Consider the following 19,515-nt stretch of genomic DNA (forward strand, 5'->3'; position numbering starts at 1 on the left):
CTCCAGCACGACAGGGCCCCCCGATCAGCCCCGATACGCCTGCGCCACACGTTCCAGCGACAACAAACGCAGCATCACGCCACATACCGCCCTCTTACAACGTCAGCGTCGAGCACGGAGTGCCGGATGACGCCGATGGCACGGCCGGTCCGGAGGAGAACTCGGGTCGCACCCGGCCCGACGATCTCGGGTCCGCCAGGCATGATGTCGCCTACGCCACGGCGTTCTTCCTGGCGGAAGGGGAGGCAACGGTCCAAACGTTGTTCAACGGCGGCGATCCGGAGGTCTCGGTCCTCAACTACGACAACATCCTGGTCCGGGCACAGCTCAGCTTCCGCTTCACGGATGGCGCGATCACCGCGGTGGCATCAGAGGCGGACGCCACCGCCCTGCTCGTAGAGCGGGCGTTTGACGATGACGATGACGCACTCAACGCCCTGGTCGAGGCAGTGATCAGCGTTCCTGGCCTGGATCTGGATGCCGGCCGTGCCTGGGACATGCGCTCCGACCTGAGCGCGAAGATCCGCGGAGTCCCAGCCCGGGTCGACGTGGACATAAAGCGCGACGGCGGCGATTGGATACTGGCGGCGGCTCTTTGGCACACCGACCCGTCCGGAGAAGACTCCGATCTGATGGGCGAAGTCGAAGTGACGTGCACCTACGACCCGGACTCCTGGTGGGGTAGTAGCAGGGACGGGTTCCAGGGCCCCGACGCTTACCAACTGTCGGTCTCCGCGACCGATCTGCCAGGTAACCACGGCGTGTGGTCGGTGCCAGCCTGGATCATCGACAGAATCGATTGGTCCGCGTTCAATCCGGGCGAAGCGCCCTGACGTGTCCGCGCGGCTACTCGCTCCGCACGCCACCGTCCGCGCGATCCGCCTGAGCTCCCCTGTGTGCGGGCGCAGCTGTTGCGAGCGTTGGGGAACACCACGCCTGGAAGTATTCCCCAACGGTGAAGCGGTCAGGGCTGGGTGACGGTGAGCGTGCGCTGGTCGAGGTCGAGATGGACCGTGCCGCCGTTCTGCTCGCGCAGCCGGCGCCAGGCGGTGTAGCCGGTGAGGATGGCGTGCTCCCAGTCCGCGGCGCGGCAGATGCTGACCTCGAGGTGGGCGGTCATGTGGCCGATGGTGGCGAGGAGTTCGTGGTCGATGTGCTTGATGTCGGCGAGGTAGCGGTGGCGGGCGGCGTAGGAGAAGACGAGGGCTGAGATGCCTTCTTCGATGGCGATGGCGCGGCCGCCGTCTTCTGCTTCGTCGGTGCGGGGGTCGCTCTTGCGTTTGCGGCCGAGCAGGAAGCGGGTGACGGGGGACCAGCCAAGCACGGTGGCGTGGGCGAGGTGGAAGATGTCGTGGAAGCGGTAGTCGTCTTCGACGTGGGAGGCGCTGGTGAGGGGGTCACCGGCGGGGGTTCCGTCTTCCCGGGTGAGGATGACGACGGTGCGGCCGTCGTCGGTCGTGGTGGGTGTGAAGGTCAGTGTGGTCTGCCGGGGCAGTTGTTCGTGGGCGGGAGAGCTGGCGTCGAAGGGGGCGTGCTCTTCGCGGGGGGTGGGGCGCCACCGGTCTTTGGTCTTCTCCAGGTTGGCGGCGGCGACGTCGTCGAGGTCGAGTCCGAAGCGGTGGGCGAGAGCGGCGATGTACCACAGGACGTCGCCGAGTTCTTCGCGTAACTGGTGCTTGCCCTGCTCGAAGGCCGGTCCGTCGCGCAGGAATTTCTTGTAGGCGGTGGTCAGGGATCCGACTTCGCCGGCGAGGCCGAGGAGGGGAACGAGGACGGGATCGGTGCCCTCGGTGGGGGGCTGGAGGGTTTTGACGGCCGCTTCCTGGTAGCGCTTGAAGTCCACACTCACACCTGTCTGATCTTGGGACAACCCCGTTGGCTTTCCCGACGACTTGTCGTATGCTACGACAGCGTCGTTGGAAATGCAGACGATTGGGGAGAGTTGTCGAACACAGACACACCGAGCATGGACGACATCACCTCGGTCGTCATCGACTTCCTCGCCGAGTACGAGGGCGTATCGCCCGATGAGCTCCATTCTGAACTGGAGCAGGGTGGTCGGGAGTTGCCCGTGGACTCGCTGCTGATGGTCGAGATTCTCACGCGCATTGAGGAGCGTTACCACGTCGCCATTCCCGCCGACCGGGAAGCGGCCCAGGCCACCGGCTCGGTGCGGGCATTCGCCGCGGCGGTACTGGACGCCATCGTTGAAAGGCAGCAGTCATGACCCCTCCCCCATCCGACAGCCGTGACCGTGATCCGGAGCTGGTCCGCCTCGGTGAACGGCTGAAGAAGACCCGCGACTATCTGAACATGTCCCAGCAGTTCGTCTCGGACTCCACCGGCATTCCCCGCTCGGCCATCAGTGACATCGAGCGCGGCGAGCGGCGGGTGGACAGCCTGGAGCTGAAGAAGCTGGCGCGTCTGTACCGGCAGCCGGTCGCCTACTTCCTGGCCGAGGAGAAGGACGCCGACGCCGGCGAGTACGCGCTGGCCGGTCTGCCGCGGGCGCTGGCCCAGCTCACCGACGGGGATGCAAAGACGGTGCTGGAGTTCGCCGAGTACCTCACGCTGCGGCGGGCGGCAGAACGTGAGGAGCAGGACGCCGGCGGCGGGAGTCCGACGGCGTGAACTGGGTCTTAGCACACCGGATCGCGTCGATCGCCGCTGTCCAGGCGCACCGCGACCTCGGTATCGACCGCACGCAGTACGTCCACGTGCACCGGGCACTGGGAGCCGCGGACGTGATCGGGATGGCTCAGCCGATGCCCCGGCTGTTCGGCGTGTACTTCTCCCCCGCCGACAAGGGTCCGGCGGTGATGCTGAACGCCTCGCTGAACACCATCACCCAGCGGCACACGGCCGCGCATGAGCTGGGGCATCACCGGCTGGGGCATCGCACCGCCGCGGATGAGGAGCTTGATCCCGCGCTGCGCTGGGGCAACGGCAGCTGGCCCGAGGAGGAGAAGACGGCGGAGGCGTTCGCGGCGTGGTTCCTGATGCCCCTGCCGGCGGTGCGGGCGACCCTGGGAAGGATCTGCGAGGGCCGGCCGTCGCGTCCCGAGCACGTCTACCGGGTGGCCCGCGAGCTGGGTACGTCGTACGCCGGAACCGTGCGCCACCTGGTCAACCTCCGGCTGCTGGACGCCGGCCGGGCCGGCCAGTGGTCCAAGATCCCTCCTGCCGGCCTGCGCAGTGCGCTGGCAGGCGGGGCCTCACTGCCCGCGCACGCCCAGGTGCATGTGATCACAGCAGCCTCCGCGGAGCAGACGGTGTACGCCGACGCGGGCGATGTGCTGGTGCTGCATCTGGACGACGCGGTCTTCGACGTCCTGCCCAAGGGGCTTGAGCCGTGGACCAGTGACGGCGCGACGCCGCTGGCGAGCGCCGTGGTGACCGACGAACTCCCACCGGGCGAGCAGGGCCTGATCGAGGTCGCGGTGCCGACGCACGGTGCCGCGCTGCGGCTGACGGTGGTGCGCGAAGCCCCGCGTGCCGGGGTCGACGAGACCTGGCCCGCCTGAGCCCGACTCCCCGGATCACACCCGTATGTGTCAGGAGGACTGATGCACACCTTCACCGTGACCGAACGCGACGTCACCCAGGCCTGGGTCGCCGCCTGCAACAAGCTGGACCGCAAGGACAACCCGGACCGGACCGGCCTGCACACGGTGGTGCGCATCGCCGACCCGACGAGCGACGACCCGGTGTTCCGCGCCGAACTGGACCGGCTGCGCACCAGCCGCGGGCTGTGGCCGCTGGAGACCGTGGCCAGCACCCTGTTCCCCGCGGCCCTGGCGACACGGTGCGCCAGCCCGGATGACCTCGCCGAGCGCTACCGGCGGATGTATCCGGTGATCAAGCGGTACCCGGGCAACCATCGCGGCACCTACTTCGGCCGCCTGGTGTCCTACCCGGCGGTGTCCAAGAGCGGCGTCGACCAGCTCAGCACCGTCATCAGCCGCCTGCGGGCCCAGGCCGCGGGCACGAAGATAGCCGCCGCGTACGAGATCGACCTGGCCGCAGCCACGGACACGGACACGGACACGGACACGGACACGAAGGAGGCTGGCGCGGACCTGCTAGTCCACACCGCCGGGAAGGACAACAGCTACATCGGCTTCCCCTGCCTGAGCCACATCTCCCTCCAGCTGGACCGCGACCGGCGGGTGCACGCCGCGGCCCTGTACCGCAGCCACTTCATGTTCGAGCGCGCCTACGGCAACTACCTCGGTCTGGGCCGGCTGCTGGCCTATATCGCCCAGCAGGCGGAACTGGCCTGCGGGACGCTGACCGTGGTGGCCGGCCACGCCCGGCTGGACGGCCCGATCACCCAGCTGCGCCCCCTGCTGACCGGCACCAGCCGTCTCGCGGCATGACGGCCAACCGCGCGGCGGGCGGTGGGTGCGGCAACCTCAGTGCCCGGGCGGGCCGTTGAGCTGCCACTTGGGTGGAAACCAGGCGGGCATCGGATCGGCCTGCTGCCGGTAGGTCTGCTTGATGCGGCTGCGGCCGCTGATCCCGGCGATGTCCGGGTGGGCGACCCGGGCGTACTTGTCGACCTCGCAGAAAAGGTTCTGGCAGTCGATCAGCTGCAGCGGGCGCCCGCGCAGTCCCGCGAAGGTTAGGCCCAGGCGGGCGAAGTGCTCGTCCTGGGCGTCGGCCATGTAGCGGATGACGTCCGCCTCGATGCCGTCGGCTGATGCCCCGAAGCACTTGCGGATCCCGTCGCGCGCGCCCGGACCGGGGACGACGAAGTCCATCTCCGAAAACGGCATCGCGGCCGCGTAGTTGAGGTCGATCACGAACTGGTAGGCCAAGAACGGGCCGATCGCCGGGAAGCCCAGCAGGACCTGGTAGGCCTCCTGCAGCGTCGGCGCGGACAGCACCCTCTGCGGCGCGTCCGCGGTCATCATCATCTCCAGCAGCCGCAGATGGTTCTGGTGCTTGCGCTGCTCGCCGAGTTGCGGCGGGGGCACGATGTAGGCGGCCGAGTACAACCGCTGCCCCGCGGCGAAGGCCCGTGAGAGCACCCGGTCATAGGCGCGGTAGTCGTAGGTGTCCCACCGCACCTCTCCCAGCGCGGTGTTCAGCAGCCGCCACGTCGAGGTCTTGTTGAAGATCTTGAACAGCAGGGTCCGGAAGAAGACTTCCTCCCACGCCTGCTCGCCCCGGTAGATCACGCCGCCGATCAGGTCCTGGCTGACCCGGTCGGCGGCCCGGAAGCAGTTGGTGAAGCGGTGTCGCTGCAGGATCGGATCGTCGGTGAACGGCCCCGCTCCCCCGGCAAGGCGTGCCTCGTAGACCTTCTGGCGCGCCGCCGCGAAACGCCAGTAGGTGTCGAACACCGGCGTCAACGTCAGCGTGCGGCCTGCCACACGGATCTTCCTCGCCGGGTCGCGGTCTAAGACCCTCTGCTCTGAACGCTCTTGCAGCACCGTCACCATGGGCTCAATATATATTCAATATAGATAGCTGTCAGCGAGGGGGACGTGTGGAATTGCTGTGGCAGCGTCCACGACGCAAGACGCTGGTCGACTGGCCGGAGGACGTGGACACGAGGCTAGACGTCCTGGTCCGGGCCGCAGCCGCGGCCGGGGAACAGACTTCGCGTTCCCAGGTGCTGGCCGCACTGGTGACGGCGGCCGAGGTCCGTCCCGCCGCGATAGCCGAACTCCTCCACTCCTACCGCCAGATGCCCGTTGACGCTCTCGAAGCGGACAACGCGCGCGAGGACCTGCCGTCCGTACGCTCTCCCGGACGCACCCGCGGCAGGAGGTGACGTCACGCCAGTCGGTTTTCCATCCGAGTGCCTTCGTCGCCCCGATCAACGCCGTCAACGGCCATACGGTCACGGCTGAGTGCGCCGTCCCTTGGCAGGCGGCTATCCCGCAGACCGGGGCCGATTACTCAAACGCCCTGGCCGCCGTCGCCGAGGACAGGGTTGGATGGGCTTTCAGAATGACGAGCTCGGCGCCTGGTGTGCTCCGGGCGGCGCGGTGCCGGTCCAGGGCGAGACGACGTGGTCGTTCCTGCATCGTGTCGCCGTCTGCTACGGCCTTGAGGTGGGTGAGCTGCTGGCGTGGGGGTGGTGGCAGTGGGTGAATCCGGTCGCCCAGAGTCGCGGCCTCCGTCCGGACGGCGATGTACTCCTGAACGTCACGGCCCAGGCACAGGTCGCGGCGTGGGCCGGGGTCCCGGCTGCGCATCTGGCGCGGGCCTTGCCGTCATGGAGGGCCGGTCCGGCGTCCTTCGGTGAGCGGGCCGTTGCGGATCAGGGGTGGGCACGGTGGCGGGTGGGAGCTCAGGCGTGGGGGCCGGTGTCGTTCGGCTGCCGACTGTGTGCCGCCCGGCGCAGCGGCCGGATGGAGCGGGTATGGCGGTACGGGCAACGGTGGAATCGGGTGTGCTCCCGGCACGGGCGATGGCTGCTGGACGTCGGCGATGGCCACGCCCTGGAGTATCTGGACGTGGGCGGGTGCCAGGAGCTGGCTGCCGCCCAGGCGCGGTGGCCGCGTGTGGCCCGGCGGGCGGCGAGCACGGGCGCGGAGAAGGGTGCTGTGTTCGCGGTGGCCCGGGCGGTGGTGTGCGGGTGGTGGCAACAGGAAGCGTTCTGGCAGCGGGAGCAGGTGTGGGGGCAGCGCCTTGAGCGCGTCACTCTCAACACCAGCCGCAGAAACGAGGCGGCGTCGGAGCGGCCGGCGGCGTGGTGGCGGCTGGTCGCGCGGGACGCGGTTGTCTTCCCCGAAGTGGTGGCGGTTGCGGCCGCATTGGTGGATCCGGCCCTGCGGCTGCTGGTGACCGATGAACGGCCGCTTGTCCGCCGGCCCCAGCACCATAGCCGTTTCGTGACGGCGCTCGGCGACCGGCTGGAGCGCGGCTGGCTGGGAGAGGCGGAGCAGCCAGAGATGCCTAGCGCCCTGCAGGCATGGATGCGTGGTCTCACCCGCGAGTTGCGCTCACCGTCGCTGGCCGGTTCGGCGCACAGCGGGGTGTGGCGGGTACAGGCGGCCCACCAGCCTGCCGAAGTGGGTTCGGGACTGCGTCTGTTGGCCACCACTCCCCCAATCACTCTCCGGCCACACGCCGAGTCGGCGGGGTGGCAGGCCGAGCTGTACGTGCCTCGGCGCGTAGGGCAGGGCGCCGGGTTGAAGGCCGTATCCGAGGAACGGTTCTGGGAGGGCCTTGATCACGCACGCAGGTATGTCGCCCGGCAAGGGCATCTGGCCGTCCCGCACGCCAGGGCCCCGCAGGATGGGTTCGACCTGGGCCGATGGCTGGCCAACCTGCGCGCCGCCTCTGCCAGTCTGCCGCCCGAGTACGTGCGGATGCTGGCGGAACTGGACGTGTGGTGGAACCCGCCCTGGCCAATCAGCTGGCAGCGGGCCTGGCACCGGGCCCGTGCTCACACCCACGCCCACGGCCGCGTCAGCGGTAGCGACAACCTGGCCGGGCTGCCGCGCTGGCTCGAGCGGTGGCTGCGCCGCCAGATAGCCGACTACTCCCAGCTGGCCGCGGAACAACAGCAACTGCTCGCCCAGCTCGGCCTCACACCCGCCGAGATCGACCGCTTCCACGCCTGGCCCGCACGACGCCGCAGCGTGCGCCACGGCTTGGAGGCCGCTCACAACTACGCCGCCCGCCACGGCCACCTGGCCATCTCCCAGCCCACTACCCACGACGGGTTCGCCCTGGGCAAGTGGCTCAACCAGCAGCGCCACCGCCAGCGGGCCGCCACCCAGCCCACGCGTCTCGGCCGAAAGCTCACTGCCCTGGACACCTGGTGGGACCCGCCCTGGCAGCTGGGCTGGCAGCGTTTCTATTGGGCCACCCTCCACCATCTCCACGGCCTGCCTACGGGCATCGTGTGGTGGCCCGGCGCGCCAGACGAAGACATGGCCCGGCAGTGGCTGCACGCACAGCAGGAGTCATGGCCACTCCTCTTGCCCGGACAGCAGGAGCTGGTGAGCGGTCTGGCAGCGGCCTAGTGCTGCAGTTTCAGCGGATCTTCTCGAACCAAGCAACCGGTTCGGCCGCGAAGGTGCCGTCGTAGAGGCGAGCGTCCGTCAGTTCGAAGCGTTCCTGTCGGCTTCCGACCGGCCAGAGGAGGACCGATCCGGCGGGCCGGGTGCTCATCACCTGAATCGGTTCTCCTTCCCGGCCTGCGGTTCCGAGCAGTGTGTATCGGCGGATCGCTTGGTATTGCGTGCCCGGCTTTTGCTCGGCACTCAGTTCAAGCGATGCGGCCGACTGGCAGCTGCTGCGTCGGCGGCCGATGCACCAGGCCACAGTGCTGATGATTCCGGTCGAGCCCAGCGCACCGAGCAACTCTGGGAGGGCCTCGACGAGGATCTTCATGGACGGTGTCTCCTCAGATTCAGTGCGGGAGTGTTGCTGCCGGAAGCCCACGACAGCGGATTCGAGGATCTACCTGCGGACGGAGGTTGCGTATCGGTTGGATGTTGTTCGGCTGACAACGCGGGGTTGTCTGCGACAACCGGGATCCGGGAGGGGCCGTCGGTGTGACTGGGGGGAAGCGACCGGGGCGGCCATGGAGTCCGCCCAAGGGTCCCTGTGAGGAGATCAACGGCATCGTCGCCATCGTCCGCGGTTGGCTGGACGGTGTCGGCATCACGGTCCGGGGGCTGCACGCGGCGCTCACGCCGGACCACTTCGCCGATAAGACCGTGCCTGATGAGCGCAAGCTCCGCGAGCGTCTCGCCGGTGTCGGCCTGACGTGGGACACCGTCGAGGCCGTCGCGGACGTTTGTTTCACCGACGAATCACAAGCAGCGACAGGACAGCGTCTTGAGGAGGCGCGGACGCTGTGGAGGGCCTCGCAGGAGCGCCCGACCGTCATCGGTGCCGACGGCGAGCCTGCCGTGCCTGCACGTGAGCTTCTGCAGGCCCAGGAGCGTGCCATCAGTGCGCTTGAGGAGCTTAACCGGGTCCGCAAGGCGTACGAGGTGAGCGAACGCGCTCGCAACCAGTCGCTGCAGATGGCCACCGTGCTGTTCGCGCTGCTCGGCCAAACGCAGGCGCGGGTTCAGGAACTGTCCCGCCGTCTTGAGTCGCTTCAGGCATCTCCTGCTGCCCTGAGCCGGGAGATTGACTCGACGCACCTTCGGCTGCTGCGCGCCACGACGCAACAGGACGACCTGCGTACCCAGCTTGCCCGTGCCGAAGCCGAACGCGAACGTGCCCAGGCCCTGGCCGACCTGGCGGCCCGCCGCATCCAGCATCTTGAGTCCGAACTCAGCGGCCTGGGCAGCCAGGGCAACCCGGCCTCTCCCGGCGCCAGCAGTGAATCGGGGGCTGTCGCGCTGCCGCAGCAGATCTCCTTCGACGCCGACGCGGACAGCCGGCTCGACCAGGTGGACGCCACGCTTCAAAAGGCGCGGGAGGTCCTCGACCGTGAACACGAGACCGTACAGGAGATCGCCGAGGAACTCGGCGCCAAGTACGCCCCCCACGGGGGCGCCGACACTGCCGTGTCTGCGCGTATCGTGCGGATGAGTGCAGGTGAGGACGTACAGGAGCCTTCTGCCGGAGGGTTGTTCGGAACAACCTCGGATAACTCCCGGTCCACCGGAACCGGCATCGTGGTTCGCGGAGACGACCGGATGCGGTTCGTAGGCGCAGCCGCCCGCCGCATCTCGCGCAGCATGGATCTGGACGAGATCTTGCTCGCACTCTGCCGGGCCACGGTGCCCGCGTACGCTGATTTGGTCTTGGTCTACCTGCGTGAGCCGTTGCCCGTCGGAGACGAACGTGTGCCAGGGCAGGCCGTTCTGCGGCTGCGCCGCGTCGAGCAGATATCCGACGAGGCGGCGACGCTCGCTTTTGTGCGGGAGGGTGGTCACTCTGCCGGCAGTGACTTTGGTCGTGCCAGGCCGTCGGAGGTGACCGTCGTACGCGCCGACGGCCCTCTTGCCCACGTGCTGCGGGGGGTACGTCCGGTCTTCGGTGACATGGCGAACAGTGACACCCTGTCCGAGCTAGTCGGAGAGGGTTTCGGCGGGCCTTCCGGCTCACGGGTCATTTTTGCGCCGATGCGGGGGCGACGCCGGGTCGTCGGCATCGCCGTGTTCCTTCGGCGGCCCGACCGTACCGTTTTCGAAGCGGACGACCTGCAGGTCGCCGCCCAGCTGGCCACTCAGAGCGCTCTTGGGATCGACAAGTCTCTGCTCTACCACCGCGAGGCGTTCCAGGCGGACGAGTTGCAGCGCACCATGCTGCCTCAGACTCTGCCCTGCCCTCCTGGGGTGCGGCTGGCCTCCCGGTACTTGCCGGCCGCGGACACCGCACGCGTCGGCGGTGACTGGTACGACGCGATCCCGCTGCCGGGCAGCCGGGTCGCGCTGGTTGTCGGCGACGTGATGGGGCATTCCATGGCGTCGGCGGCCATCATGGGCCAGTTGCGCACCACCGCGCAGACCCTGGCGGGCCTTGATCTGCCCCCGCAGGAGGTCCTGCGCCACCTCGACGAACAGGCACAGCGACTGGGTACCGACCGTCTGGCCACGTGTCTGTACGCCGTCTACGACCCCGTCACACACCGCATCACCGTCGCCAATGCCGGCCACCCGCCGCCAATCCTGCTGCTCCCTGGCGGCAAGGCCGAGGTATTGCAGGTACCGCCTGGGGTCCTCATCGGTGTCGGCGGAGTGGACTTCGAAGCGGTGGAACTGGGAGCGCCAGCGGGCTCGACGCTGGTGCTCTACACAGACGGCCTGGTCGAATCGCGGATCAGGGAAATCTGGACGGGCATCGAGCAGCTCCGCGACCGGCTGGCCGCAACAGCGCAGCTCACGGACCCACCGCCGCTGGAAGCCACCTGCGACGCAGTCCTGGACATGCTCGGCCCCGGTGACCGTGACGACGACATCGCGCTGCTCGCGGCCCGATTCGAAGGGCTTACGGCAAGCGATGTCGCCCAGTGGTCCATCGACAGCGACCACAGAGCGCCGCACATAGGCAGGCGGCTCACCCGTCAGGCGCTTGACGGGTGGGGGCTCGCACACTTGTCGGATTCTGCTCAGCTGCTGGTCAGCGAACTGGTAACCAACGCAGTGAACGCAGCAGCGGCGATTCTCGAGCCGATCGAGGTGCGGATGCTGCGCACGCACGTACTGCGGTGCGAGGTACAGGACAGGTCAACGCAGATGCCTCGCCAGCTTCAGGTACACGGCCTGCAGGAAAGCGGTCGCGGCCTTGCCGTGGTCAATCAACTGGCTGATCGATGGGGCGTCAGCCGACTGGTGGGAGGGAAAGTCGTCTGGTTCGAGATGCGACTCGACGGCCCCACTGGCTGACCGGCCCCGAGGAGTACGGAGCATGCCCACAGTGTGGGAGGCCGCTGCCGCCGGCCGCCCGTCTCCCCTCCAGGAGGCGCACCGAAGCGTCCCGTCACTGCCCTGGACGCCGGCGGCGGGAGTGCTGCCCGGCGCGCCGCGAGCGCCGCACGGGGCGCCCTGGTCGGTGGCGGGGCGGGGCCGAGGAGAACCCGCCCAGCACAGGCGAGAGGGTCACACGGCTGGGTGCGGATTTTGCGCGCGGGTGACAGACCGGGCAGCGTTTGCCAGTCGCCGCCGCGGCAGGAGCGCTGATCGGGCGTGGCGTCCCAGCGTCCCGGACAGCCTGGCATCGGGCAGGCCCACCGGCACCGTTTAGCGGAGCTCGGCCTCAGTTCCTTCGGCGTCAGGTTGGGTTCGTCGATGACTTCGACAAGCTCGTCGGCGAGGACGGGGGTGCACGGCCTGCAAGGATTTTCCGGGCTCGGGCCGCAACTTGGCGGCGACGGTGCGTCGGCGAGCGCATCGTGGGGCATCCGCTCGACTGGCCCGTGCGGCGTTTGGGAGGGGCGGGGTACGTGGCTGGCCAGTGCTCCGAAGCCGCATCAGCTCGGCTATCAAAGACGTCTAGGAAGACACGATCAACGCCCCGAGCACTCCCCCCGGCGTCCCGAAGGCTGGCAGTGCTTGCCGTCTCATTTTCGCACGCAGTAGACATATTCCGAAACGAGAGGAACTCGAAGAGATCTCCAGTCGCTTCCCTGCAAATGAGCAAGTTAAAGGACTATTCACTGGTGCGCCTTATGTTGTTGAAGGTGCACAGGTCAAATGGATTTTCCGTTGCGAGTTCAACCTCATCTCGGTGGCGCCCTCAACGAGATGTGCAGCCGCAGTGCGCGGCATAATATGAGTGTTGAGTGTTGCACATGAGCCTCACCGAATTGAATGAGGACGATCGATCGGGTGCCGGTCGACGCCATGCAGTGGGATGTACACCGCTGGATTTATGGCGTTTCCGTGAAGCTGACGTCTCATCACTGGTCGTAGACCAAAGGAAGTTCTGTTGCAGGATTCCAGGGCTCGACCGATTCCCTTTGTCGGTGGCTGCGTGCAGAGGAAGGCCGTGCGCGAAACGGATGGAGGAGGACATTTGATACCTCTGACTCGGATTCCACTGGAGGGTGGGGGGTTCATCCTGGTCGAGGAGACGGGGGCTGCGCTGGAAGGGCCGGTGAAGGCCGGGCGCATCAGCGATGCCATCCACGAGCTGCCGGTGACGTTGGAAGGTGCTCTGGAGCCGGTCACAGAGGCGGCACGCGTCACACTCGACCAATTGCGCAAGGCGCGCCCTGACGAAGTCGCGGTTGAGTTTGGTGTCAACCTCGCGGTCGAGGCCGGGGCTGTAATCACCAAGAGCCAGGCCAGTTGCCATCTGAAGGTGACCCTGTCGTGGACGATGGACGACGCCGGTCAGGCTCACGGAGCTGGGAGTCGAGGCTGACTCGTGGAACGCTCTGAAATGCCGGGTGGCGGTACCGCGCCAGACCTGGCGGCTGCTGTAGCGCAGGTCCTGGGACCGGATGGGAAGGTGGCCGGGGCAGGTTTTCTGGTGGCCGAAGGCGTCCTGGTCACCTGTGCGCATGTCATCCAGGGTGCAGGGGGTGGGGCTGGTTCGAGGGTGCATGTGGCCTTCCCGCACGTGGAGGGGGCGCCCCGGGTCGAGGGAGTTGTCCCGGGGGATTTGTGGCGTGCCCCGGAGGACGAGGACGTGGCTGTCGTCCGGCTCAGCGGTATGTCGGCGGTTGTGGGGGTGTTGCCGTTGGGTTCCGCGGCGGGGTGTCGGGGTCATCGAGTGCGTTCGTTCGGGTTTCCCGTTCAGGCGCCGCCCGAGGGGCACTTCGGTTTCGGTGAGGCTGGCGATCTGCTGCCGGCCTCCGGAGATGGGGGCGCACTTCTACAATTGACTTCCGCCAATGACCTGACGACCGGGTTCAGTGGCGGGCCGGTCCTTGATGAGATGACCGGCCTGGTCATCGGCATGCTGACTGAGATCACCGCCCCCGATGCGTACGAACGGGGGCTAGGGATCGCCTATGTCACTCCTGGGCAGGTGCTGCGGGAGATCGTGCCGGAACTGGTCTTGCAGGACGTGTGCCCCTACCAGGGACTGGAGGCGTTCACTGCGGAGTCGGCGCGGTGGTTCGAAGGCCGCCGAGACGCGGTGCGGCAGGTTGTTGCCAGTCTGGCTGGGCAACAGCGGTTGACGCTGTTGCTGGGGCCTTCCGGCTCGGGCAAGTCGTCCTTGATCCAGGCCGGTGTGCTGCGTGCGCTGGCGGCGGGTGCCCTGCCGGGCAGTGACCGATGGCTGCCTTGCCTTGCCCGGCCCAGGCAGAATCTGCTAGCCGAGATCGAGCGCGCCGGACTGTCTGGGGCGGCCACGGATGGGATTGCCAAAGCGGTCACCCGCAACCTCGCGGCCAGCCCTGACTATCAGCGCGTCCTGCTGGTCATCGACCAACTCGAAGAGCTTTTCACCGAGCCTGCCAACGGTCGGCGGCACAGTCGCTGGGCCGCCATCGACGAGATCACCGCGGCGGCCGGCTCCGACGTCGAGCTCAGCGTGATCCTGGTGATGCGCGACGACTTCTACCCTCAGCTGGCCGCTGTGGCCCCCAAGCTGCTGGACGTCGCGATGCCAGGACTGCGCAATGTGCCGGGCACCCTGTGCCAGGAGGATCTACACGACATCATCACTCTACCCGCGCAGGATGTGGGGCTCCACTTGCAGCCTGGACTACCGGAGCAGATCATCACCGATGTATTGGCTATCACGCCCGAGGCGGCCGCATCCCGGCAGGCACCGGTCACGGTGCTGCCCCTGTTGGAGCTGACACTCAGTCGGCTGTGGCTTCGGCGGCAGGACGGGTACCTCACTCACGGGGCCTACCAATGCATCGGCGCGGTGAGCGGAAGTCTGACCACCTGGTGCGACAACGCCCTGAAGGACCTGTCCCCGGAGCAGCGGCCCATCGCTCGGCGGATCCTGACCTCCCTGGTACGCCCCGCTGACCCGAGCCGTAACGTACCTGCAGTGCGTGCCCAGGTCCCCCTCCACGAACTACGCGACCTGGCCGCCGACCCTGGCGGCAGACCGGGCGGCGGGAAAGCCGTCGACGACGTCATCGCTTCCCTCACGCTCCATCGCATCATCACCACCCAAACGCTCCGCGCCCCTCAACGCCCCGACACCCCTCCAGGGGAGCCGGTGGCAGAACTGGTACATGACGCCCTCATCCGTGACTGGGGCACACTGCGCGAGTGGGTCAGACAGGACCGCCGCTTCCACGACTGGTTCGACAACACCCGTGAGCGGCAGGCCCGCTGGGCGGCGACAGCCGACCCGGGAGACTTGCTGGGGGGAACCGCACTGGCCGAAGGCCTCGAATGGTCCCGGCAACACCGGTTGCCAGGCGACATTGCGACCTTTCTCGCCGCAAGCAAGCAGCGCCAACAGGCTGTCATCCGGCGTAGTCGGCGCCTCAACACCGTCCTTGCGTCCCTGCTCGTACTCGCACTCGTCGCCGCAGGAGGTGCCCTGTGGCAGTGGCGGACGGCCATAGCGGAACAGCAAAGGGCAGTAGCCGAACAGCAAGCAGCGTTGTCGAGACAACTCGCCACCCAGTCCGACACTCTCATTGGCGCGAACCCCGAACTCGCTTCATTGCTGGCTGTCCAGGCGTACCACACCAGCCACACCCCCGAGTCCATTGCAAGCCTGCGAGCGGCGGCAGCCCTCCCGCTGCATCGGCGCTTGACCGGCCACGCCGGCGCAGTGACGTCGGTGGCCTTCAGCCCCGACGAACACACCCTCGCCACCGCCAGCCTCGATACCACGGTGCGACTATGGGACGTCGACACCGGGAAAAACCGCACCACCCTCACTAGACCCGGCAACCTGGCGACGTCGGTGGCCTTCAGCCCTGACGGCCACACCCTCGCCATAGGCGGCACCGACCACACGGTGCACCTGTGGGACGTCACCACCGGCCAAACCCGCAGCAACCTCATCGGACACACCGACTCGGTGACGTCGGTGGCCTTCAGCCCCGACGGACACACCCTCGCCGCAAGCAGCGATGACAGGACGGCGCGGCTGTGGGACGTCACCACTGGCAAAACCATCGCCACCCTCACCGGACACACCAACTCGGTGACGTCGGTGGCCTTCAGCCCCGACGGACACACCCTCGCCACCGCTAGCCTCGACAAAACAGTGCGACTATGGGACATCGCCACCGGCAAAACCATCGCCACCCTCACCGGCCAGAACGGCGCCGTGATGTCGGCGGCTTTCAGCCCCGACGGACACACCCTCGCCACCGGCAACTTCGACACCACAGTGCGGCTGTGGGACGTCACCACCGGCAAAACCCGCACCACCCTCACCGGACACACCGGCCTGGTGACGTCGGTGGCCTTCAGCCCCGACGGACACACCGTCGCTACCGGCAGCCTCGACCACATCGCGGTGTTGTGGGACGTCGACACCGGTGCAACCCGCGCCGTCCTGCGCGGACACACCGAAGGGGTGGATTCGGTAGCGTTCAGCCCCGACGGACACACCCTCGCCACCGGCAGCGAAGACAAAACAGTGCGGCTGTGGGACGTCGACACCGGCAAAAGCACCCTGACCGGCCAGAACGGCGCAGTGATGTCGGCGGCTTTCAGCCCCGACGGACACACTCTCGCCACCGCCGGCCTCGACAAAACAGTGCGACTATGGGACATCGCCAGCGGCAAAACCCGCACCACCCTGCGCGGACACAACGACGCAGTCACGTCGGTGGCCTTCAGCCCCGACGACCACACCCTCGCCACAAGCAGCGACGACAACACGGCGCGGCTGTGGGACATCACCACCGGCAAAACCATCGCCACCCTCACCGGCCACACCAATGCGGTGACCTCGGCGGCTTTCAGCCCCGACGGACACACCCTCGCCACCGCCAGCCTCGACACCACAGTGCGACTATGGGACGTCACCACCAGCAAAACCATCGCCACCCTGCACGGACATACCCAAGGGGTGGAGTCGGTGGCGTTCAGCCCCGACGGACACACCCTCGCCACCGGCAGCGAAGACAAGACGGCGCGGCTGTGGGACGTCGACACCGGCAAAACCCGCATCACCCTCACCGGACACAACGACGTCGTCAAGTCGGTGGCCTTCAGCCGCGACGGCCACACCCTTGCCACCGCCAGCGATGATTTGACCGTGCGGCTGTGGGACATCGACACCGGCAACACCCGCATCACCCTCACCGGACACAACGGCGAGGTGACGTCGGTGGCCTTCAGCCCCAACAGACGCACCCTCGCCACAGGCAGCAGCGACGGCACGGTGCGACTGTGGGATGTCGACACCGGCAAAACCATCGCCACCCTGAGTGGCCACACCAAAGCGGTGGATTCGGTGGCCTTCAGCCCCGACGGACACACCCTCGCCACCAGCAGCGACGATGCGACAGCGCGGCTGTGGAATGTCGTCCTCCTCCAGCCTGATGCGGCCACCCGGAAGATATGCCGTGCCGTCAACCGCGACCTCACCCCACAGGAACGCACGGCGTACCTGCCAGGCCAATCAGTAAGTCCTGTATGCCACCCAACCTAGTGCGGCACCCACGAGGGTGTGCTGCTGGAACAGGCGTTTCAGCTGGGTGCGGGCTGGCGACCTGTTTGGGCCCGGAGCGGATCAGCAGGTTACTCGCCCACGCTGACAGCGCGGGATCTGGACGGCCAGTGCGGCTTTGCAAGCTGGGAGAGGGCGTTAAGTCGATGGGTGCGGCTCTTCTGCAGTGAGCTGGTGATGCCGTGCGCCGTTGCCGTTCGTGGTCGGACGGCGGATCGTCGTGTCCCAGGACGTGGTCTTGGAGGCGGCGATGGTGTCGTGGCTGGAGGAACTCGATCGGCGGGAGGCTGCCGCGCGGGAGGAGATCGCCGGACTGCGGGACCAGATCGAGGAGTTGACCAGGCGTCTCGCTGAGCGGGAGGACGTGTTGTCCCGGCTGCAGATCACGCGGGAGACGATGACCGAGATCTTGTCCGGCGACGAGACGGTCTCGGTTGTCGGGGCGGATGCGGATGCGGGCGAGGCAGAGATGGAGGAGCACCGGTTGCCGGTGGGGGTGCGGCTGGTGCCGCGGTGGACGCCCGAGCTGGCCGTGGGGGTGCTGCCGGGTTCGTACCGGGACATCGTCGAGGTTCTCCAGGACGCGGTGCATCCGATGCGGGCGCATCACCTGTGCGCTGCGCTGGGACTGTCGACGGACAAGAGCAAGGTGGAAGGCTTCCGGTCGAAGCTGAAACGGCTGGTCGAGCGGGGCTGGCTGATGGAGGAGGAACCGGGATTGTTCACGCCGCGTGAGGCTCTGGCGGCGGCCGGGGATGCGCCGGAGCGGGCTGGGTCTTCCGCCGTGCGCCGCCGCGCCGATGTGGGGTCGGGCTCTCGTCCCTAGCGTCGAAGGTGCCACCCATTCGTCCGCCCGAAAAGCGAGAGCCCGATGACCGCAGGCTATGCGGCCGCCGCGACGGCTGACCCCTTTGACCGAGCCGCTTCTTTCCTCACTTGTCTCATCGATTCCCTCTCCCGTCCCGAAGCTCTGCTCCTGCCCCATGAACGGGTGGAGGAAGACGCCGAGAACGGGGCGAGGGAGCTGGCCCGCCTCCTGCTGCAGGGCCACTTCGACCTGCGCGCCCGCCGGGAGGAAGCCGAACTGGCGGCACTCGACACCGGCGGGCGGGCCCAACTCGCCGCGGGCCGGACCCGGCTGGAGAAGGAGCACCGCCGCCAACTGGCCACCGTGGTCGGGCCGGTGACCGTAACCCGGTGCGCGCTGCGCGCCCCGGGCCTGCCCAACTGCTATCCGGCCGACCAGGTGCTGGGGCTGCCGCGCGAGCGGCACAGCCTGGGACTTCGGCGTCTGGTCGTGCTGGAAGCGGTCCGCGGCTCCTACGACCAGGCTCTGGAGGCGATCGAACGCCGCTGCGGGGCACCGGCGGTGGGCAAACGCCAGGCCGAACAGCTCGTGCGGGCAGCCGCGGTGGACATCGCGGCCTTCTATGCCGCCCGCACCCCTGCCCCGGCAGCAAGCACGACGCTGCTGGTGCTCAGCGTCGACGGCAAGGGAATCGTGATGCGCCCGGGTCACCTGCGGGAAGCGACACGAAAGGCCGCCCAGCGCGCGACGCGCACGTTCCGCACCCGTCTGTCCGCCGGGGAGAAGACCTGCCGCAAGCGGATGGCCACCCTCGCCGTCGTCCACGACGCCACTCCGGCCGTGCGCCGGCCGCACGACATCATCGCCCCGCCCGGCGGCCGCACCACCCGCCGCACCCCGCGCAAGGGGCCCAAGGCCCGCGCGAAGTGGCTCACCGCCTCGGTTCAACGCGACGCGGACCAGGTCATCGCCGCCGCGTTCGACGAGGCAGAAGCCCGTGATCCACAGCACCGCCGGTGCTGGGTGGTCCTGGTCGACGGCGCTGAACACCAGCTGGAGTTGATCCATGCGGAGGCCGCCCGACGCGGCGTCACCATCCATGTCGTTCTCGACATCGTCCACGTGATCGAGAAGTTATGGGCGGCCTCGCGGTGTTTCCACACCGCCACCGATCCGGCCGCCGAGACCTGGGTCGGGGCCCAGGCCGCCCGGATCCTGGCCGGCGACGCCCCCGGCGCCGTCACCGACATCCGCACCCAAGCCGACCGGCTGGGCCTGTCCCCAGATCAACGGGCCGCAGCGGACCGGGCCTGCCGCTACCTGGAGAACAACGCCGCCCATCTCCACTACGACCAGGCCCTCGCTGCCGGATGGCCGATCGCCAGCGGCATCGTCGAAGGAGCAGCACGTCATCTGGTGGCCGACCGGCTCGACATCACCGGCAGCCGGTGGACCGTCCCCGGAGCCGAAGCCGTCCTGACCCTGCGGGCCCTCATCAGCAACGGCGACTTCCCGCAGTACTGGACCTTCCACACCCACAGAGAACGCGAACGCCTCTACCCCCGGCCCGACCAGCACAACTACGAACTTCTGGCCTGACCGGCGGGCTCACTCCACAAGAGCCGCACCCTAAGACGCTGTTGTCTTTCCGGACATGAGGGCGGTGTTTTCGCTGGTCAGGCATAGTGCGGGTGGTTCGGTGGGAGTGGTGGCGTGTCGTGTCG

Annotated in this window: 16 protein-coding genes; 12 read left to right on the forward strand and 4 right to left on the reverse strand. The window is 68.0% G+C overall.

The features are described from left to right. Positions 1–119: 119 nt before the first annotated feature. A complete protein-coding gene (locus tag ACIQVL_RS51130; RefSeq protein ID WP_403479252.1) occupies positions 120–833 on the forward strand; it encodes a hypothetical protein in 714 nt (237 codons plus the stop codon). A gap of 131 nt (positions 834–964) precedes the next feature. Here the strand turns inward: ACIQVL_RS51130 and ACIQVL_RS51135 are convergent, their stop codons facing one another. Beyond that, the gene (locus tag ACIQVL_RS51135; protein WP_403479253.1) at positions 965–1,843 is read right to left on the reverse strand and encodes a nucleoside triphosphate pyrophosphohydrolase family protein; all 879 of its coding nucleotides are present in this window, start codon (positions 1,841–1,843) and stop codon (positions 965–967) included. Between the two features lie 123 nt (positions 1,844–1,966). Between ACIQVL_RS51135 and ACIQVL_RS51140 the strand changes: the two genes are divergently transcribed. The 4 genes from ACIQVL_RS51140 to ACIQVL_RS51155 are packed head-to-tail and all read left to right on the forward strand — an operon-like array spanning position 1,967 to position 4,379. After that, positions 1,967–2,227 carry an acyl carrier protein gene (locus ACIQVL_RS51140; protein WP_403479254.1) on the forward strand — a complete coding sequence of 87 codons (261 nt, stop codon included), beginning with the start codon at positions 1,967–1,969 and terminating at the stop codon, positions 2,225–2,227. After that, positions 2,224–2,631, forward strand: coding sequence for a helix-turn-helix domain-containing protein (locus ACIQVL_RS51145; protein WP_390984502.1), 408 nt, complete (start codon positions 2,224–2,226; stop codon positions 2,629–2,631). The genes ACIQVL_RS51140 and ACIQVL_RS51145 overlap by 4 nt, the downstream gene beginning before the upstream one ends. Then, positions 2,628–3,524, forward strand: coding sequence for an ImmA/IrrE family metallo-endopeptidase (locus ACIQVL_RS51150; RefSeq protein ID WP_403479255.1), 897 nt, complete (start codon positions 2,628–2,630; stop codon positions 3,522–3,524). The genes ACIQVL_RS51145 and ACIQVL_RS51150 overlap by 4 nt, the downstream gene beginning before the upstream one ends. Before the next feature lie 42 nt (positions 3,525–3,566). Next, positions 3,567–4,379 carry a hypothetical protein gene (locus ACIQVL_RS51155; RefSeq protein ID WP_403479256.1) on the forward strand — a complete coding sequence of 271 codons (813 nt, stop codon included), beginning with the start codon at positions 3,567–3,569 and terminating at the stop codon, positions 4,377–4,379. Positions 4,380–4,415: 36 nt separating this feature from the next. On the opposite strand, the gene ACIQVL_RS51160 is transcribed toward ACIQVL_RS51155, so the two are convergent. After that, on the reverse strand, positions 4,416–5,378 hold the full coding sequence (locus tag ACIQVL_RS51160; RefSeq protein WP_403479257.1) for a nucleotide kinase domain-containing protein: 963 nt from the start codon (positions 5,376–5,378) through the stop codon (positions 4,416–4,418). Positions 5,379–5,494: 116 nt separating this feature from the next. On the opposite strand from ACIQVL_RS51160, the gene ACIQVL_RS51165 reads away from it, so the two are divergent. Next, positions 5,495–5,782: a hypothetical protein gene (locus tag ACIQVL_RS51165; RefSeq protein ID WP_403479258.1), complete on the forward strand. Its 288-nt coding sequence runs from the start codon at positions 5,495–5,497 to the stop codon at positions 5,780–5,782. 166 nt (positions 5,783–5,948) lie between these two features. Continuing rightward, the gene (locus tag ACIQVL_RS51170; RefSeq protein ID WP_403479259.1) at positions 5,949–7,988 is read left to right on the forward strand and encodes a Helicase associated domain protein; all 2,040 of its coding nucleotides are present in this window, start codon (positions 5,949–5,951) and stop codon (positions 7,986–7,988) included. 10 nt (positions 7,989–7,998) lie between these two features. Here ACIQVL_RS51170 and ACIQVL_RS51175 read toward each other — a convergent pair whose 3' ends face one another. Further along, complete coding sequence (locus ACIQVL_RS51175; protein ID WP_403479260.1) at positions 7,999–8,358, reverse strand: hypothetical protein; 360 nt, start codon at positions 8,356–8,358, stop codon at positions 7,999–8,001. Positions 8,359–9,491: 1,133 nt separating this feature from the next. On the opposite strand from ACIQVL_RS51175, the gene ACIQVL_RS51180 reads away from it, so the two are divergent. Beyond that, positions 9,492–11,315, forward strand: a complete 1,824-nt coding sequence (locus ACIQVL_RS51180) for a SpoIIE family protein phosphatase (RefSeq protein ID WP_403479265.1) — start codon at positions 9,492–9,494, stop codon at positions 11,313–11,315. Here ACIQVL_RS51180 and ACIQVL_RS51185 read toward each other — a convergent pair. Next, positions 11,228–11,830, reverse strand: coding sequence for a zinc-ribbon domain-containing protein (locus tag ACIQVL_RS51185; RefSeq protein ID WP_403479261.1), 603 nt, complete (start codon positions 11,828–11,830; stop codon positions 11,228–11,230). The two genes, ACIQVL_RS51180 and ACIQVL_RS51185, sit on opposite strands and share 88 nt — an antisense overlap. A gap of 527 nt (positions 11,831–12,357) precedes the next feature. Here ACIQVL_RS51185 and ACIQVL_RS51190 point away from each other — a divergent pair. The 4 genes from ACIQVL_RS51190 (at position 12,358) to ACIQVL_RS51205 (ending at position 19,390) form a co-directional block, all read left to right on the forward strand. Beyond that, the gene (locus ACIQVL_RS51190; RefSeq protein WP_403479262.1) at positions 12,358–12,795 is read left to right on the forward strand and encodes a CU044_2847 family protein; all 438 of its coding nucleotides are present in this window, start codon (positions 12,358–12,360) and stop codon (positions 12,793–12,795) included. A gap of 18 nt (positions 12,796–12,813) precedes the next feature. After that, positions 12,814–16,965 carry a trypsin-like peptidase domain-containing protein gene (locus tag ACIQVL_RS51195; RefSeq protein WP_403479266.1) on the forward strand — a complete coding sequence of 1,384 codons (4,152 nt, stop codon included), beginning with the start codon at positions 12,814–12,816 and terminating at the stop codon, positions 16,963–16,965. Positions 16,966–17,173: 208 nt separating this feature from the next. Further along, positions 17,174–17,809, forward strand: coding sequence for a hypothetical protein (locus tag ACIQVL_RS51200; protein ID WP_403479263.1), 636 nt, complete (start codon positions 17,174–17,176; stop codon positions 17,807–17,809). A gap of 45 nt (positions 17,810–17,854) precedes the next feature. Next, positions 17,855–19,390, forward strand: coding sequence for an ISKra4 family transposase (locus ACIQVL_RS51205; RefSeq protein ID WP_403479264.1), 1,536 nt, complete (start codon positions 17,855–17,857; stop codon positions 19,388–19,390). Positions 19,391–19,515 lie beyond the last annotated feature (125 nt).

The organism is Streptomyces sp. NPDC090499 (assembly GCF_044769305.1).
In the GTDB taxonomy this organism is placed as follows: Bacteria; Actinomycetota; Actinomycetes; order Streptomycetales; family Streptomycetaceae; genus Streptomyces.